Here is a 17,022-nt window from a genome sequence, read left to right on the forward strand (position 1 = left end):
AGGCATGAACGCACGTTGAGCGCTCGCGAGTACGACGAGTCCGATGTCCGGGTGCGCCCGGGCAAGGGCTCACGACCGCGCACCAAGAACCGCCCCGATCACGCCGACGCCCGCAGCGCCATGGTGATCACCGTGGACCGCGGGCGATGGGGCTGCGTGCTCGACGGCGACCCCGCTGCGCCGGTGACCGCGATGCGCGCCCGGGAACTCGGTCGCACCCCGATCGTCGTCGGCGACGACGTCGACGTCGTGGGCGATCTGTCCGGTCGGCCGGACACCCTGGCCCGCATCGTGCGGCGCGGTGAACGGCGAACGGTGTTGCGCCGCACCGCCGATGACACCGACCCCACCGAACGTGTGGTGGTGGCCAACGCTGATCAGCTGTTGATCGTGGTGGCGCTGGCCGACCCGCCACCACGCACCGGGTTCGTCGAGCGCTCGCTCATCGCTGCCTATGCCGGTGGGCTGCAACCGATCCTGTGCCTGACGAAGAGCGATCTGGCTGCGCCCGAGCCGTTCGCGGCGCAGTTCGCCGATCTGGAGTTGACGGTCATCACCGCAGGACGTGACGACCCGCTGGAACAGGTGCAGCCGCTGTTGACGGACCGGTTGACCGTCCTGCTGGGCCACTCCGGCGTTGGCAAGTCTACGCTGGTGAATCGCCTTGTCCCGGATGCCTTTCGCGCCACCGGTGACGTCTCGGGTGTCGGCAAGGGCAAACACACCTCCACGCAGTCGATCGCGCTGCCACTCCATGACGGCGGCTGGGTGGTGGACACCCCGGGAATCCGCTCGTTCGGGCTGGCCCACATCCAGCCCGACGACGTGCTGCTGGCGTTCTCGGATCTGGCCGAGGCCATCGAGGACTGCCCGCGCGGCTGCGGACACATGGGTCCGCCGGCCGATCCCGAGTGCGCACTCGACGCCTTGAGCGGAGCCGCCGCGGCGCGGGTGAACGCCGCACGACGGCTGTTGACCGTCCTGGCTGGTTAGCGCGGAGATCGCACCACGTAATATCTGCGCGACGCGACCGCACCGATGCCGAATGGAGGAACCATGAACGCACACGTCGAGCAGCGAGAGTTTCAAGCAGAGGCCCGTCAGCTGCTGCAGTTGATGGTCCACTCGATCTACTCCAACAAAGATGCCTTCCTGCGGGAGTTGATCTCCAACGCCTCCGACGCCCTCGACAAGTTGCGGCTTGCCGCGTTCAGCGACAAAGACCTCGATGTCGACACCTCGGATCTGCACATCGATATCGAGATCGACAAGGCCGCGCGCACTCTCACCGTGCGGGACAACGGCATCGGCATGTCCCGTGACGAGGTGGTGAACCTGATCGGCACGCTCGCCAAGTCGGGCACCGCCGAATTGCGCCAGAAGCTGCGCGAGGCCAGGCAGCAGGGTGACACCGACGAACTCATCGGGCAGTTCGGCGTGGGTTTCTACTCCACCTTCATGGTGGCCGACACCGTTGACCTGTTGACCCGCAAGGCCGGTGAGACCACGGCCACCCGCTGGCAGTCCAGCGGAGACGGCACCTACACCATCGAATCCGTCGAGCAGGCACCGCAGGGAACGTCGGTGACGCTGCAGCTGAAACCCGCCGACGCCGAGGATGCGCTGCACGACTACACCACCGAGTCGAAGATCCGTGAGCTGGTCACCACGTACTCGGACTTCATCGCCTGGCCCATCCGCATGGAGGTCGAGAAAACCTCCTACGACGGAGATCAGCCGACCACCACCGTCGAGACCGCAACGCTCAATTCCATGACGGCGCTGTGGGCGAAACCCAAGAGCGAAGTCTCCGAAGAGGAGTACACGCAGTTCTACAGACACATCGCGCATGCCTGGGACACCCCGCTGGATGTCATCGCGATGAAGGCCGAAGGCACCTTCGAGTACCAGGCGCTGTTGTTCATCCCCTCTGCGGCCCCGTTCGACCTGTTCAACCGGGACGCTCGCACCGGCGTGCAGCTCTACGTCAAACGGGTGTTCATCATGGCCGACTGCGACGAGCTGATGCCGGAGTACCTGCGCTTCGTCAAAGGTGTCGTGGACGCGGCGGACATGTCGTTGAACGTCTCGCGCGAGATCCTGCAACGCGACCGGCAGATCACCGTGATCCGACGCAGCCTGACGAAGAAAGTTCTCTCCGCGATCAAAGACCTGCAGACCAAGCGGCCTGAGGACTACCAGACTTTCTGGACCCAGTTCGGCCGGGTTCTCAAAGAGGGGTTGCTGTCCGATCCTGACAACCGCGACACCATTCTGGGAGTCTCGTCATTCGCATCAACCCACAGCGACGAGCAACCCACCACGCTGGCCGCGTACGTCGACCGCATGAAGGACGGCCAGTCGCAGATCTTCTATGCCACCGGCGAGTCACGACAACAGCTGGAGCGCTCGCCACACCTCGAGGCGTTCAAAGCGAAAGGCTATGAGGTACTGCTGCTCACCGACCCGGTGGACGAAGTGTGGGTGGAGTCGGTACCCGAGTTCGACGGCAAGGCACTGCAGTCGGTGGCCAAGGGCGAAGTAGACCTCAGCGGAGACGATGAGTCAGAACAGGATTCAGATCGTGATCAGACTTTCGCCGCATTGTTGACTTGGCTCAAGGAGACCCTCGACGAGAACGTGAAAGAGGTCCGGCTGTCCACCCGGCTCACCGAATCCCCGGCGTGCCTGATCACCGACACCTTCGGCATCACCCCGTCGCTGGCGCGAATGTACCGCGCCTCGGGCCAGGAGGTTCCCGTGGGCAAACGCATTCTGGAATTGAATCCCAACCACGACCTGGTCATCGGTCTGCAGCGGGCGTTGTCCGAGCGGCCAGATGAACCAGAGCTCACCGAGACCGCCGAGTTGCTCTATGGCACAGCGCTTCTGGCAGAGGGTGGAGCGCTCGACGATCCGGCCAGGTTCGCCGCCCTGCTGGCAGGCAGGCTGGCGCGCACGGTGTAGGTCGAAGGGGTCAAGACCAAAGCCGCCCCGGTTCTCGAGGAACCGGGGCGGCTTTGGTCGTTCAGGCGGGCGAGCTCAGGCGGTCTTGCGCTCCTCGAGCACGTCGACCTCCTGGCGCTTGCCACCGGACCTGCGCCACTTGCGCACCGTCGCGATGGCCGTCTTGAGTCCGCGACGGCGACCCGAGGCGGCATCGACGCCGGCGAACTCCGGCCCCAGCTCGGCGAACATCCGCTCGCTGCGAGTCTCCGGCGCATTGTCGGCGGTGTCGCGCAGATACTTGTTGGGCAGCGACAGCTTGGCGATGGTGCGCCAGGACTTGGCGTACTGCACCAGGAACGACCCGGTGGTGTAGGGCAGGTCGTATTTGTCGCAGATCTCCTTGACCCGGATCGACACCTCGTAGTACCGGTTGCTGGGCAGGTCCGGGAACAAGTGGTGCTCGATCTGGTGGCACAGGTTGCCGCTCATGAAACGCAGCACCGGACCGTTTTTGAAGTTGGCGCTGCCCAGCATCTGACGCAGGTACCACTGGCCCTTGGACTCGCCCACCATGTCGGTCTTGGTGAACTTCTCCGCACCGTCGGGGAAGTGGCCGCAGAAGATCACGGCGTTGGCCCAGACGTTGCGGATGATGTTGGCCACCGCGTTCGCCTTGGCGGTCGACTTGAACGTTGCGCCCGGGGACAGCGACGTCAGCGCCGGATAGGCCACGTAGTCCTTGACCACCTGCGCACCGGCCTTGGCGCCGAACTCACGCAACCGCTCCAGGGTGGCGGCGCGGTCGTCGCGCCCCTTGGAGATCTTGCCGAGCTCCAGGTGCTGCAGTCCGACACCCCACTCGAAGAACGCGCAGAGCACCGTGTTGTAGAAGAGGTTGCCCAGGTTGAACGGGCTCCACTTCTGGTCACGGGTGACGCGGATCAGGCCGTAGCCCACGTCGTCGTCCATCCCGAGGATGTTCGTGTACTTGTGGTGCATGAAGTTGTGGGTGAACCGCCAGTGCTTGGACGCCCCGCTCATGTCCCACTCCCAGCTGGAGGAGTGAATCTCGGGGTCGTTCATCCAGTCCCACTGGCCGTGCATGACGTTGTGGCCGATCTCCATGTTCTCGATGATCTTGGCCACGCCGAGGGTGGCGGTACCTGCCCACCACGCCTTGCGGTTCGAGCTGGCGGTCAACATGAGGCGACCGGCGAGTTCAAGCGCGCGCTGCGCGGCGATGGTGCGCCGGATGTAGCGGGCATCGCGTTCCCCGCGGGAATCCTCGATGTCCTGCCGGATGGTGTCGAGCTCGCGACCCAGGCTCTCGATGTCCGCATCAGTGAGATGCGCGAATTCTGGAACGTCAGTGATAGCCATTGTTGCCCTCCTTCCGGGTTCCTACGCTAGCGTAACCTACGATGCCGTAGGTTACTAGTCAGTAAATGTCACACGTCAAGTGTGCAGTCGCCCGAGGCGGCCGACACACAGGTCTGAATCCGGGTCCCCGGTTCATGCTCGACACCGGTGCGCAGATCGCGCACATGCCCGTCGAGCAGGCCCACCACGCAGGACTGGCAGATACCCATGCGGCAGCCGAACGGCATCTGCACACCCACCTGCTCACCGGCGTCCATCAACGGCGTCGCACCGTCGACGGTCAACGACTTGCCGGTGCGCTCGAAGGTGACGGTGCCACCGGTGCCGTGCGGAGCAGCGCGCGTCACCGCGAAACGCTCGAGGTGCAGCCGCTCTGGAATGCCCGCTGCAGCCCACACCCTCTCCGCCTCGGCCAGCATGCCCTCGGGCCCACATGCCCAGACCTGCCGGTCCTGCCAGTCCGGCACGATGTCGGCGAGGCTGTTGAGGTCCAGCCGCCCCTCGGTGCGGGTAGCCCGAACCCGCAGCTGGTAATCCGGGTGCGCCTCGTGCAGTCGGGCGAGCTCGTCGCCGAACATCACGTCATCGGCGGTGGGCACCGAATGCAGGTGCACGATGTCGGTGATCTGACCATGCCGCTCGAGCGTGCGCAACATCGACATGATGGGCGTGATACCCGAGCCGGCGGTGAGGAACAGCACCGACGACGGCGCCGGATTGGGCATGACGAAGTTGCCCTGCGGAGCGGCCAGGCGGACAACCGTTCCAGGTTCCACCCCACCCACCAGGTGGCTCGACAGGAAACCTTCCGGCATCGCCTTGACCGTGATGGTGATGGTCTTGGAGCGGGTCCGCGGCGCCGACGTCAGCGAGTAGGAACGCCACCGCCAACGGCCCTCCATCAGCACGCCGATACCGACGTACTGGCCGGGTTGGTAGTCGAACGAGAAACCCCAGCCGGGTTTGATCACCAGCGTCGCGGAGTCCTCGGTTTCGCGGCGGACCTCGATGATGCGGCCGCGCAGCTCCCGCGCCGACCACAGCGGATTGGCCAGGTGAAGGTAGTCATCGGGCAGCAGCGGCGTAGTGATCCGGTGCGCGATGGTGCGCAACGCGTGCCAGCCCGGATTCCTGTCCGCACCGGACACCGTGGGGCGGATGGTGTCAACAACTTTGGCACTGGTTTTGATCTTGCTCTTGGCCATGATTCTCCTGCGCCTGTGACTGCGTGCGTAACCTACGGTACCGTAACTTACGGTTCCGTATCCAGCCTTCAGAGCAACTCGAGCAGGAACGGCAGCTCCTGGGTCGCGTACCACGCCAGGTCGTGGTCCTGCGCGTCACCGACAGCCAGCTCGGCATCCTCGTCACCAAGATCTGCGGCGTCGATGACGTCGGCGGCCGCCCGCACTGCACCCTCCGCGGAGCCCAGGTCCACATACACGGCCACCACATCGCCGAGCGTCACCGGCTCGGACACCCGCACCACCGAATCGTCGAGATCGGGGCGGGCCTTGACGTTGTCGACGTCGGCCACCAGGACGGACCGACGGAACGGCAGCACACCGCCCTCGTCCCCGGCGGCCAGCAGCCGCAGGGAACCCAGGGCCGCGTCACGCAACGCCACCTCGGCGAGCTCCTCGTCATCACCGTCGGCGTACGCCTCACGCAGCGTCGGCGTCACGGCAAATGCGGTTCCGCTGACGGGGAACAGTGAACCGTCGGCGACGAGTCGCTGGAGAATCTCCAGCGTCGCCGGGATGTAGACCCGCATAGTGCACGAGGCTAACAGCGGGCCGGTCGCCGAGCCCGAGGCACGAGGGCGACAGCGGGCCGGCCCAACAACAACCGGGCCGGTCGCCGAGCCCGAGGCACGAGGGCGACAGCGGGCAGCGAAGCTATTCGCGATCGCCGATCAACGACGCCACGTGATCAGGCACATAGGTCGACAGCTCGCGCGGCGGGCGCCGATAGCTGCCCGAGAGCACCGGCCGGTCGGGCAGCTCGACCGTGGGACGCTCCACATCGTGGTAGTCGATGCTGCACAGCAGGTGGCTCATCATGTTCAGCCGGGCATGCTTCTTGTTGTCGGACTCCACCACGAACCAGGGGCTCAGCGGCGTGTCGGTGTGCACCATCATCTCGTCCTTGGCACGCGAGTAGTCCTCCCAGCGGTACACCGACTCGAGATCCATGGGTGAGAGCTTCCACTGCCGCACCGGATCCTTGAGCCGCGACCGGAATCGACGCAGCTGCTCGTCGTCGGAGACCGAAAACCAGTACTTGCGCAAGATGATGCCCTCGTCGATCAGCATCTGCTCGAAGATCGGGGTCTGCCGCAGGAACAGCGTATGTTCTTGGGGCGTACAGAAACCCATCACTTTCTCGACGCCGGCCCGGTTGTACCAGGATCTGTCGAACAAGACGATCTCGCCCTTGCTGGGCAGGTGCGAGATGTAGCGCTGGTAATACCACTGTCCGCGTTCGCGGTCGGTGGGCGCCGGCAGAGCGGCGATGCGGGCGGCACGAGGGCTCAGGTATTCGGTGATGCGCTTGATGGTGCCACCCTTGCCCGCGGCGTCACGACCCTCGAACACCACCACGATGCGGGCACCGGTGTGCTTGGCCCACTCCTGAAGCTTCACGAATTCGGTTTGGAGCCGGAATAATTCGGCTTCATAAACATCCTTCGACAGCTTCGTTTTGGACTTGCCCATCAGCGAATCCTAGCGCCAGAACAGCCCCTGGGTGAGTTGTGCGGGCCACATCGACTATGGTCGACGGGTCGTCGTAACCACAGCTTGAGTCTGTGCGAGTTCACGACACGACAATTGACCCGCTGGGCGCGTTCCTGCCGCATCGCGCGCGGACTCCGTGCGAACACGCCTGGCGTGCATTCGATACCAGAAGGAGCAGTGTGGCTACCCGGTCACAGCAGAGCGTCCCACTCGAGGCCCGATCCAGCGGCGCCAAGTCTGTCCTCAGCAGTCTCAAACCCCAAGTCTTCGTATCGGCGTCGCTGATCATCGTCGCCCTGATCGTCTTCGCCGCGGCGTACGGCAGCGCAGCCGAAGAGGCGTTCTCACAGCTGAACACGTTGATCACCAAGGGCGTCGGCTGGTGGTACATCCTCATCACCACGGCCTTCCTGCTTTTCGCCGCCTACTGCGGCCTCTCGCGTATCGGCACCCTGCGACTGGGCCGCGACGACGAGAAACCCGAGTTCAAGTTCTGGCCGTGGATGGCCATGCTCTTCAGCGCCGGCATGGGCATCGGACTGGTCTATTACGGGGTCGCCGAGCCGTTGACCCACTATGCAGAACCGCCGGCGTCGCGCGGCGTGCAAGGGCTTACCGACCCGGCCGCCAACGAGGCCATGGCGCTCACGCTCTTTCACTGGGGCCTGCACGCCTGGGGCATCTACGTGGTGGTGGGTCTCGGCATGGCGTACATGACCTACCGTCGCGGCCGCCCGCTGACGGTGCGGTGGCTGCTCGAGCCGCTACTGGGCCGCCAACGTGTCGAAGGCGTCATCGGCCACGCCGTCGACGTCATCGCCGTGGTGGGCACTCTCTTCGGCGTCGCGACCTCGCTGGGCTTTGGCATCACACAGATCGGCGCGGGGCTGGAGTACCTGGGCTGGATCGAGCTGAACAACTGGTGGATCGTCGGGATGATCTGCGTGATCACCGCGCTCGCGACGTTCTCGGTGGTGTCGGGCGTGCACCGAGGCCTGCAATGGCTGTCCAACATCAACATGGCGCTGGCGGCGACGCTCGCGATCTTCGTACTGGCCCTGGGCCCTACGCTGTTCCTGTTACAGGCCTGGGTGCAGAACCTCGGGGTCTATGTGCAGTCACTGCCGGGGCTGATGCTGCGTACCGCACCGTTCTCCGACGGTGAGTGGCTGGGCAGCTGGACCATCTTCTACTGGGGCTGGTGGATCAGCTGGGCGCCGTTCGTGGGCATGTTCATCGCCCGGATCTCCCGCGGGCGCACCATCCGCGAGTTCGTCGCAGGTGTGCTGCTGGTTCCGACTCTCATTGGCTCGCTGTGGTTCACGGTGTTCGGCGATACCGGGATCTTGCGCCAGCGCGACCAGGGCGACATGCTGGTCGACGGGGCCGTGGACACCAACACCTCATTGTTCCGGCTCCTGGAAGGATTGCCGCTGGGTGTCATCACCAGCGTCATCGCGGTTTTCGTCATCGTGTTCTTCTTCGTCACGTCGTCGGATTCCGGCTCGTTGGTGATCGACATCCTGTCCTCGGGAGGCGATTTGGAGCCGCCCACCGCCACCCGGGTGTACTGGAGTGTGTTGGAGGGGGTGGCCGCCGCGGTTCTGCTCATCGTGGGCGGAGCCGGGTCGTTGACTGCGCTGCAGACGGCGTCCATCGCCACGGCATTGCCGTTCTCGGTTGTGATGGTGATCGCCTGCATCGCGATGCTGCGTGCGTTCCGCTACGACGTGGCGACCACGCCGCGGCTGCTCCAGATCTCGCAGCCGGAAGGGGTCCACGATCACCGGCCGCGCAGTGACGTCTCCGCCACGCTGGCCGGCCTGGTGGCAGTGCGCAGTGTCGACGCCGACACGTTCGAGGTCCATCCGGAAACCGGCGCCGTCACCATCGCCACTCCGGACGATCCGCTGGGTGGTGAGGTGTTCGACACCGAGGAGTTCCGGATGTCGGCTCAGGCGCAACGCACCGAAGACGACGATCAATCTACGAAAGACGTTACCGCTCACTAGCTCTCACTGCGCGGCGTCGAGCAGCTCGTCCAGCGATTCCTGCAGCAGTGAGGGGAACACGTCCACGTCACTCATGGCGTCGCGGTCGGCGTTGATACCGAAGTACAGCATGCCCAGGTACGACGTCACACCGATGGCGAGCACCTGGTTGGTCAGCAACGGCGGCACCGCGTAGGTCTCGAGCAGTTTGGTGCCGGCGATGTACATCTGCGATTGCGCTCCCGGCACGTTGGTGATCAACAGGTTGAACTGCCGCGCCGAGAAACCCGACGCCACCCTGATTCCCATGGCGTGCAGCGTGGGCGGTGCAAATCCGGACAGGGTGACGATGGTGCGGGCGTCCACCAGACTTGCTGCGGTGGAATGAGATTCGGTGGCATGCGCGATCTGTGACAGTCGCACAACGGCATTGCCCTCGCCTACCGGCAGATCCACCAGGAAGGGCGCCACTTCGCTGATCGCCTGCCCCGGTCCCGCGCTGGAGTCCAGATCGGCGTCGGTGTACACCGACATCGGTGCCATGGCCCGCACAGCCGATGTCGGCTTGACCGGTTCCCCGCGCGACAGCAGCCAGTTGCGCAGCGCGCCCGCGATGACCGCCAGCACCACGTCGTTGACATCGCAGTCGTAGCGAGCCCGTAGGTGCCGGTAGTCCTCGAGTTTGCCACTGGCCACCGCGAACCGGCGGTTGCGCGACACGGTGGTGTTCAACGGGCTGCTCGGTGCCGTCCCCCGCGCCACGGTGCGGGCAATGTCCAACGCCCGTCGACCGGCTTCGACCAACTCCCCCGAATTGGTCACCATGCCCGCCACCGCGGACTGCACCGCCTGCACCTGCTGATGCGGCCGCGACACCCAATCCCCGATCGCCCCGATCACCAGCCCTGCGGTGCCCGGCTCACGGGCCGGAATCCAGATGTCCTCGCCGAACGTGGGCGGTTTCTGGGTGCGATCAGCGATCACGTGTCCGATCTCCAACGCCGTCATCCCGTTCACCAGAGCCTGGTGTGACCGCGTGTAGATGGCCACCCGGTTCTTGGTCAGACCTTCGACCAGATACATCTCCCACAACGGCCGGGACTTGTCCAAGGGGCGGGATCCCAACCTGGCCACCAGGTCGTGCAACTGGGCGTCGCTGCCCGGGGACGGCAGCGCCGACCGTCGGACGTGGTAGGTGATGTCGAAGTCGCGGTCGTCGATCCAGACCGGACGTCCGAGCCCCCAGGTGACCTCGCGCACCTTCTGCCGGTAACGCGGGATCTGCGGCAACCGCTGCTCGACGGTGGCCAGCAGCGTCTCATAGCTCAGCCCGGCTCGGGGCTTACGCAGGATCGACAGGGTGCCGACGTACATCGGCGTCGAGGTGTTCTCCAACCGATAGAACGACGCATCCGACGCCGACAACCTCGCCACCACCTCAGCGCTCCCCCTCGCGTCAATGGACAGCACAACGGTAACCGGCGACCCTGTGGGTGCGCATTGCGGGTGCACACAGGATTTCGGTGGCTATGCCATGATCAGCGTGGCTGCCACTCTCCAGCAGGCCGAGTCCTTTGCGTCACGCCCCTGGAGGTCGAGCATGTCCACGTCCCCTGTCACCCGGGTCGTCGATTACGAGCCACCCGCGCGGCTGCAGTCAACCAAGCCGGTGCGGCCGCCGGACACCGCCCCGGACCGGGAACGCCATTTACGCGTCGTGCGTACGGCATCACCGCCGCGCCGGGCGGCATCGGCATTCACCGACGCGGCGTTGCGCACCGTCTTGGAGGTCATCGATCAGCGTCGCCCGGCGGCACAGCTGCGCCCCCTGCTGGCCGGTGGTCTGGCCGACACGGTTGTGACGCTGCGCGCCCAGAACCGCACCACGGCCGTACTGCGGCGCGTCAGACTACAGGCAGCAGACGACCACGAAACAGCGTTTGAGGTAGCGGCCGTCTACTCACGCGGACCACGGTCGCACGCCATCGCCGGACGGGTGGAGCTCACCTCGACGCCGCGCGGACTGCGTTGGCAGCTGTCCGCGCTTCACATCGGGTGAGTGTCAGGCCCTGCGTGATTTGGCCGCGCGCCGGGCGGCCTCGCGGCGTTCCTTGCGCGTGGCACCTTCTGCCGCGACGGCAGCACCGTCACCGTCACGACGCTTGACCTCGGCACTGCCGTCCTCCGACGGTCCGGTGTAGGTCAGCGGGGGCGCCTTGTCCTCGATGCCCTTGGCGCGTACCGCGGCAGGCGCGGGAGCGTCCTGCTTACGCGCCGCAGCCGCGGCGGCGAACTCGGCCAGCCCCTCGGGGGCGGCCTGGGTGGCGACCGCAGGCGTCGCGGCAGGCGCAGCTTCCACCTGCACGTTGAACAGGAAACCCACCGACTCTTCCTTGAGCGCGTCGAGCATGCCTCGGAACATGTCGTAACCCTCGCGCTGGTACTCGACCACCGGGTCACGCTGTGCCATCGCGCGTAGGCCGATGCCCTCACGCAGGTAGTCCATCTCGTAGAGATGCTCGCGCCACTTGCGGTCCAGCACGTTGAGCAGGACGTTGCGTTCGAGCTGGCGCATGGCACCAGCGCCCGCGATCTCTTCCAACTGGGCTTCCCGTGCGGCGTAAGCCTTTTCGGCGTCCTCGATCAGCGCCGCCAGCAACTGGTCGCGGGTCAGCTCGCCGGCCTCACCGAACAGATCGCTGTCGATCAGGTCGTGATGATCGATGCCGACCGGATAGAGCGTCTTGAGCGCGTCCCACAGCTTCTCCAGATCCCAGTCCTCGGAGTAGCCCTCGGCGGTGGCGCCGTCGACGTAGGCGGTGATGACGTCGACCAGCATCTGGTGCGCCTGCGCCTGCAGGCTCTCGCCTTCGAGCACCATCTTGCGCTCGGCGTAGATCACCTTGCGCTGCTGGTTCATCACCTCGTCGTACTTGAGGACGTTCTTGCGGACCTCGAAGTTCTGCTGCTCCACCTGGGTTTGTGCGCTCTTGATGGCGCGGGTGACCATCTTGGCCTCGATCGGCACGTCCTCGGGCAGGTTCAGCCGGGTCAGCAGCGACTCGAGCGTGGCGCCGTTGAAGCGTCGCATCAGCTCGTCACCCAGGGACAGGTAGAACCGCGACTCACCGGGATCACCCTGACGACCGGCACGACCACGCAGCTGGTTGTCGATGCGTCGCGATTCGTGACGCTCGGTGCCCAGCACGTACAGCCCGCCCACCGCGCGGACGTCCTCGGCCTCGGCCTCGGCCTCGCTCTTGATCTTGGTCAACGTGTCATCCCACGCGGCTTCGTACTCTTCCGGGGTTTCCACCGGGTCGAGACCCTGCTCGCGCAGTCGCTTGTCCGCCAGGAAATCCACGTTGCCGCCGAGAACGATGTCGGTGCCGCGGCCGGCCATGTTGGTGGCGACGGTGATGGCGCCCAGGCGGCCCGCCTCGGCGATGATGTTCGCCTCCTGCTCGTGGTACTTCGCGTTGAGCACGTTGTGCGGGATCTTGCGCTTGGTGAACTGCCGCGACAGGTACTCCGAGCGCTCCACGCTGGTGGTACCGATCAGGACCGGCTGCCCCTTCTCGTAGCGCTCTGCCACGTCGTCGACGACGGCGATGTACTTGGCTTCCTCGGTCTTGTAGATCAGGTCGGACTGGTCCTGACGCACCATGTCGCGGTTGGTCGGAATGGTCACGACGCCGAGCTTGTAGATCTCGTGCAGCTCGGCGGCCTCGGTCTCGGCCGTACCCGTCATACCGGAGAGCTTGTCGTAGAGCCGGAAGTAGTTCTGCAGCGTGATGGTGGCCAGCGTCTGGTTCTCGGCCTTGATCTCGACGCGCTCCTTGGCCTCGATGGCCTGGTGCATGCCCTCGTTGTAGCGCCGGCCCACCAGCACGCGGCCGGTGAACTCGTCGACGATGATGACCTCACCGTTGCGGACGATGTAGTCCTTGTCGCGGGTGAACAGCTCCTTGGCCTTCAACGCGTTGTTGAGGTGGCTGATCAGCGGCGAGTTGGCCGATTCGTAGAGGTTGTCGATGCCCAGCTGATCCTCGACGAACTCGACGCCCAGCTCGTGCACGCCGACGGTGCGCTTGCGGATGTCCACCTCGTAGTGGACGTCCTTCTCCATCAGCGGCGCGATCCGGGCGAACTCGGTGTACCAGTTGGAGGCGCCGTCGGCGGGGCCGGAGATGATCAGCGGGGTACGCGCTTCGTCGATCAGGATGGAGTCCACTTCGTCGACGATCGCGAAGTTGTGGCCACGCTGCACCAGGTCGTCGAGGCTGTGCGCCATGTTGTCGCGAAGGTAGTCGAACCCGAACTCGTTGTTGGTGCCGTACGTGATGTCGGCGGCGTACGCCACTCGACGTTCGGCAGGAGTGAGGCCGGACAGGATGACACCCACGTTGAGGCCGAGGAAACGGTGCACCCGGCCCATCCACTCGGCGTCACGTTTGGCCAGGTAGTCGTTGACGGTGACGACGTGCACGCCCTTGCCGGACAGCGCGTTGAGGTACGACGGCAGAACCGCGGTCAGCGTCTTGCCCTCACCGGTGCGCATCTCGGCCACGTTTCCGAAGTGCAGCGCGGCTCCGCCCATCACCTGGACGTCGAAGTGCCGCTGCGACAGCACCCGCCACGCAGCTTCACGGGCCACGGCGAAGGCTTCGGGCAGCAGTTCGTCCAGGCTCTCGCCCTTGTCGATGCGCGATTTGAACTCGTCGGTCTTGGCACGCAATTCCGCGTCGGTGAGCTTCTCGACGTCGTCGGAGAGGGTGCCCACGTAGTCGGCCACACCTTTGAGGCGTTTGACCATGCGACCTTCGCCGAGGCGCAGCAGCTTCTGCAGCACTGATATATCCCCTACCGGATTGGAGTCTTAGCGCAGTCCATCGTAGGTGACGCCGCTGGCAGCCCTAGAGGCCCAACACCAACGTGGGTGGGATCCCCTCGTCGAGGATCCCACCCACGGGCGGTTATGTCGGGACGATCAGCCCAGACGGATCAGTCCGTAGTCGTAGGCGTGCCTGCGGTACACCACCGTGGGCCGATCGGTCTCCTTGTCGTGGAAGAGGAAGAAGTCGTGCCCCACGAGTTCCATCTCGTAGAGCGCGTCGTCGACCGTCATCGGACGGTCCGGATGCTCCTTGGTACGCACCACCCGACCGGGGATGTACTCATCGGCGGCTTCCGTGAGGGGCGAGTCCGTGGAGCCCTGCGTAGTTGCGGGCGGGTCGAAGTCCGGCGCGATGGCGGCGGTGGCTTCGGCCACGGAGACCGGAGTTTTGTCGCCGTAGTGGATCTTGCGGCGGTCCTTGCCTCGCCGCAGGCGTGCCTCGAGCTTGTGGACGGCCGATTCCAGAGCGGCGTAGAAGCTGTCCGCGCAGGCTTCGCCTCGGACCACCGGCCCTCGACCACGCGCGGTGATCTCGACGTGCTGACAGTTCTTGCGTTGACGACGGTTCTTCTCGTGGTCGAGTTCGACATCGAACATGTAGATGGTCTTGTCGAAGCGCTCCAGGCGGGCCAGCTTTTCGGCAACGTGTATCCGGAAGTGATCCGGTATCTCGACGTTGCGTCCTTTGACCACCACTTCGGCGCGCCGCTCCAGCGGCTGCTCGTCGGGGTCGGCCAGCATCTGTGCGGATTGGCTTGTCATGCTTGACAACTCGATACTCCTCTGCGTCGAACGCGAGCGCGTGTCTGGCGTGTACAAACTCGTACAAACATGCGCCGAGGGGCTTAGCGGATACGCACACCCGTCGGCGCCAGGGGTCGGATATCACCTCCTGTCGCCTCGGGGCGAAGTGGTCTCGCGGGACTGAAAGCCCGGCAAGTCCGGCTGCGATGACTTCACAGCTTGTTGCAAACGAAGGTAGTCCGAGTTCACCCAAACGTGCCACCTTTTTCGCGCACCTGTTGCGAGTTCTTTCGACCCTCGTTACTTGGAGACCTTGGTCCCTTGCGGTGGGGCCCGTTCAGGCGTGCGCCAGCGCCAGCACCGCTGCCACCCTGACACCGGCGGTGCTCAACACCCGCACCGATTCGCAGGCAGTGGCACCCGTGGTCACGATGTCGTCCACAACGAGCACGTCAACCCTGCTAATGAGTTTGCTGGCATCCAGGTGCACGCGGCCCGCCAGGTTGCGTTGCCGGTCCCCGCTACCCAGGCCCACCGAGTCCCTGGTGCCACGTTTGAGACGCAACGCGGGCGTAACGACGATCTCCGGATGAGCTCTCACCGCGGAGGCGCACAGCCGGCTCACCGGGTCACCACCGCGGCGGCGGGCGGCGATCCGGCGGGTGGGCGCCGGCACCAGGGCCAGCGGCTCGTCGAGCACGCCCCAGGCGAGCAGCCGGTGGATCCCGCCAGCCAGCGCGTGCGCCAGCGGCGAAAGCAGATCTACCCGGCCGTGTTCCTTGAGGGCGACAATGGCCCGCCTTCGGGTGCCGGCATGACGGCCGAGCGCGAAGACAGGCACACCTGGATCGAGCCGCGGGGTGATGACGTGCGGGTCATCGGCGCCGACACGCAGCGCCGTCGCGCACGCGTCACACCAGCGGGTGCCCGGCGCACCGCAGCCGCCGCACTCCAGCGGCAGGACCAGATCGAGCATGGTGGCAGTGTGGCCCGGAGGTGTGACAACTCAGGGGTGGTGCCGTGTTGAGCCGCTGCTGGTGGCGAAAAGTCCGTCGAACATGGTGTGCAAGCGCTTCCGGCGTTCCGAGCCGTCGACAGCCACCAGGTGGGGCAGGTAGGTCGTCGACCAAGACATCGACCGACGATCGGCGACAAACCCCATCACGAAGGCAGTCGCCGACGTCTCACCGGCAATCTTTTCAGCCGCAGACAGATCAACGGCGTGGGCGTTCAAGGCCCAGATCAGCTCGTGCAGCCCTTAGCTTCCGACATCGGTGGGGTTGAGCACCTCACACACCAACGCCGTCACGCGGACGTGCTGGGCCGACATGAAGTCATCTTCCGCGTGGGGAGAATCGGCCCGGTGAGTGGATCGTCACCGCCGGCGCTCTCAGCGCGGCGCCGACCTGCTGCGACACCACGTCACGCAATTCGGCTGGACCAGCGGGAAGCTGGGGCGCCTCTCCTGGCTCGGCGAACAGCACCACCTGATTGACCAAGCCGTCGACGGCAACTGATCCGACCGGCAAGAGCACAGTTCCCGGAAGTAAAGCGATCTCCTGCTCATCCGGATGCTTCGACAGTGGTGCGATATAGCGGCCTGTGATCGCGACGATCGCAGCCAGCCGCTCGGCGTGGAAGTTCTCAGATGCCACCCGCGGGCTCAGCGAGCTGGGAAGCACGTTTGTCAGTGTGATAGCTGACGACGGCGGAAGGCCAAGCATGCCCCGGTAGGTGATCGCTGGGGTTGCGGGCAACTTCAGGAGGGCTTGCTCGAGGCCCGCGGTCATAGATCCTTCTCTCTGGCTTCGATTGCATCGACGATGGCACGTGCGGCGCGTACAACGAAATCAGGTGAGTGAGCCTCGCTGTGGATGTCCCACTGCCAGCTGCCGATATATGTGAGTTCGCCGCTCGGCCGACCGGGGAATCCCACCTGTATCAGGTCGGACTCGGGAATCGGCTGTAGCGGCTCACCAAACTTCCGGATGAGCTGAGTGACCACCTCCGGAGAGTTCGTGACATAGGCAGGCGAGCTGTCCGTTCCGACAAAGATTGCGTATTCAGTGGGCGAACCGTCTCCGAGATCGGTTCTACCGACGGCGATTGTGACACCCTCTGCTCCCACTGACAGGTGCACTCCGACATCCGAGGCTCGCGCTTCGACGCCGAAAGAGTACAGATCCGACCCGAGCTTCGTCAGGCGATCCGTTGGCCAGGTGGCCAGAAACTGGGACGGCTCGCATCCTCCCAGGGACCACCGTCGACGGTACGGAGCGGACAGGTAGATGTCGCTACGCACGTGTTCGCGTAACCAACCGGC

The 17,022-nt window shown here is 65.2% G+C and carries 15 protein-coding genes; 4 read left to right on the forward strand and 11 right to left on the reverse strand.

The genetic code is table 11. The features are described 5' to 3' along the window. Window positions 1–15 precede the first annotated feature (15 nt). Both rsgA and htpG read left to right on the forward strand, forming a co-directional pair. Complete coding sequence (gene rsgA / locus BVC93_RS02085; RefSeq protein ID WP_083735721.1) at window positions 16–993, forward strand: ribosome small subunit-dependent GTPase A; 978 nt, start codon at window positions 16–18, stop codon at window positions 991–993. Between the two features lie 63 nt (window positions 994–1,056). Next, complete coding sequence (gene htpG, locus BVC93_RS02090; protein ID WP_083735722.1) at window positions 1,057–2,967, forward strand: molecular chaperone HtpG; 1,911 nt, start codon at window positions 1,057–1,059, stop codon at window positions 2,965–2,967. A 75-nt stretch (window positions 2,968–3,042) separates the two neighbouring features. Here the strand turns inward: htpG and BVC93_RS02095 are convergent, their stop codons facing one another. The 4 genes from BVC93_RS02095 to ppk2 all read right to left on the reverse strand — a co-directional run bounded on the left by BVC93_RS02095 (window position 3,043) and on the right by ppk2 (window position 7,046). Beyond that, window positions 3,043–4,329 carry a fatty acid desaturase family protein gene (locus BVC93_RS02095; RefSeq protein ID WP_083735723.1) on the reverse strand — a complete coding sequence of 429 codons (1,287 nt, stop codon included), beginning with the start codon at window positions 4,327–4,329 and terminating at the stop codon, window positions 3,043–3,045. A 68-nt stretch (window positions 4,330–4,397) separates the two neighbouring features. Further along, window positions 4,398–5,534 (reverse strand): ferredoxin reductase, encoded by a 1,137-nt coding sequence (locus tag BVC93_RS02100; RefSeq protein ID WP_083735724.1) that lies wholly within the window; start codon window positions 5,532–5,534, stop codon window positions 4,398–4,400. 68 nt (window positions 5,535–5,602) lie between these two features. Further along, window positions 5,603–6,103 carry a DUF6912 family protein gene (locus tag BVC93_RS02105; RefSeq protein WP_083735725.1) on the reverse strand — a complete coding sequence of 167 codons (501 nt, stop codon included), beginning with the start codon at window positions 6,101–6,103 and terminating at the stop codon, window positions 5,603–5,605. A 124-nt stretch (window positions 6,104–6,227) separates the two neighbouring features. Then, entirely contained in the window at window positions 6,228–7,046 is an 819-nt protein-coding gene (ppk2, locus tag BVC93_RS02110) for a polyphosphate kinase 2 (protein WP_083735726.1), read from the reverse strand. 302 nt (window positions 7,047–7,348) lie between these two features. Here ppk2 and BVC93_RS02115 point away from each other — a divergent pair, with 302 nt between their 5' ends. After that, window positions 7,349–9,079 (forward strand): BCCT family transporter, encoded by a 1,731-nt coding sequence (locus tag BVC93_RS02115; RefSeq protein ID WP_236950381.1) that lies wholly within the window; start codon window positions 7,349–7,351, stop codon window positions 9,077–9,079. Between the two features lie 3 nt (window positions 9,080–9,082). Here the strand turns inward: BVC93_RS02115 and BVC93_RS02120 are convergent, their stop codons facing one another. Then, window positions 9,083–10,495, reverse strand: coding sequence for a WS/DGAT/MGAT family O-acyltransferase (locus BVC93_RS02120; RefSeq protein ID WP_083735728.1), 1,413 nt, complete (start codon window positions 10,493–10,495; stop codon window positions 9,083–9,085). Between the two features lie 163 nt (window positions 10,496–10,658). Between BVC93_RS02120 and BVC93_RS02125 the strand changes: the two genes are divergently transcribed. Further along, window positions 10,659–11,117 carry an Rv3235 family protein gene (locus tag BVC93_RS02125; protein ID WP_083740730.1) on the forward strand — a complete coding sequence of 153 codons (459 nt, stop codon included), beginning with the start codon at window positions 10,659–10,661 and terminating at the stop codon, window positions 11,115–11,117. Window positions 11,118–11,120: 3 nt separating this feature from the next. Here BVC93_RS02125 and secA read toward each other — a convergent pair whose 3' ends face one another. The 6 genes from secA to BVC93_RS32925 all read right to left on the reverse strand — a co-directional run bounded on the left by secA (window position 11,121) and on the right by BVC93_RS32925 (window position 16,704). Further along, window positions 11,121–13,910 carry a preprotein translocase subunit SecA gene (gene secA, locus BVC93_RS02130; protein ID WP_083735729.1) on the reverse strand — a complete coding sequence of 930 codons (2,790 nt, stop codon included), beginning with the start codon at window positions 13,908–13,910 and terminating at the stop codon, window positions 11,121–11,123. A 138-nt stretch (window positions 13,911–14,048) separates the two neighbouring features. Beyond that, a complete protein-coding gene (gene hpf / locus BVC93_RS02135; RefSeq protein ID WP_083735730.1) occupies window positions 14,049–14,717 on the reverse strand; it encodes a ribosome hibernation-promoting factor, HPF/YfiA family in 669 nt (222 codons plus the stop codon). A gap of 319 nt (window positions 14,718–15,036) precedes the next feature. Next, window positions 15,037–15,675: a ComF family protein gene (locus BVC93_RS02140; RefSeq protein ID WP_083735731.1), complete on the reverse strand. Its 639-nt coding sequence runs from the start codon at window positions 15,673–15,675 to the stop codon at window positions 15,037–15,039. A gap of 30 nt (window positions 15,676–15,705) precedes the next feature. Continuing rightward, a complete protein-coding gene (locus BVC93_RS34480) occupies window positions 15,706–15,834 on the reverse strand; it encodes a hypothetical protein (RefSeq protein WP_257788984.1) in 129 nt (42 codons plus the stop codon). A 199-nt stretch (window positions 15,835–16,033) separates the two neighbouring features. Continuing rightward, window positions 16,034–16,381, reverse strand: coding sequence for a hypothetical protein (locus BVC93_RS02150; protein WP_157516741.1), 348 nt, complete (start codon window positions 16,379–16,381; stop codon window positions 16,034–16,036). A gap of 104 nt (window positions 16,382–16,485) precedes the next feature. After that, the gene (locus BVC93_RS32925; RefSeq protein ID WP_157516742.1) at window positions 16,486–16,704 is read right to left on the reverse strand and encodes a hypothetical protein; all 219 of its coding nucleotides are present in this window, start codon (window positions 16,702–16,704) and stop codon (window positions 16,486–16,488) included. Between the last annotated feature and the right edge of the window lie 318 nt (window positions 16,705–17,022).

This window comes from Mycobacterium sp. MS1601, assembly GCF_001984215.1.
In the GTDB taxonomy this organism is placed as follows: Bacteria; Actinomycetota; Actinomycetes; order Mycobacteriales; family Mycobacteriaceae; genus Mycobacterium.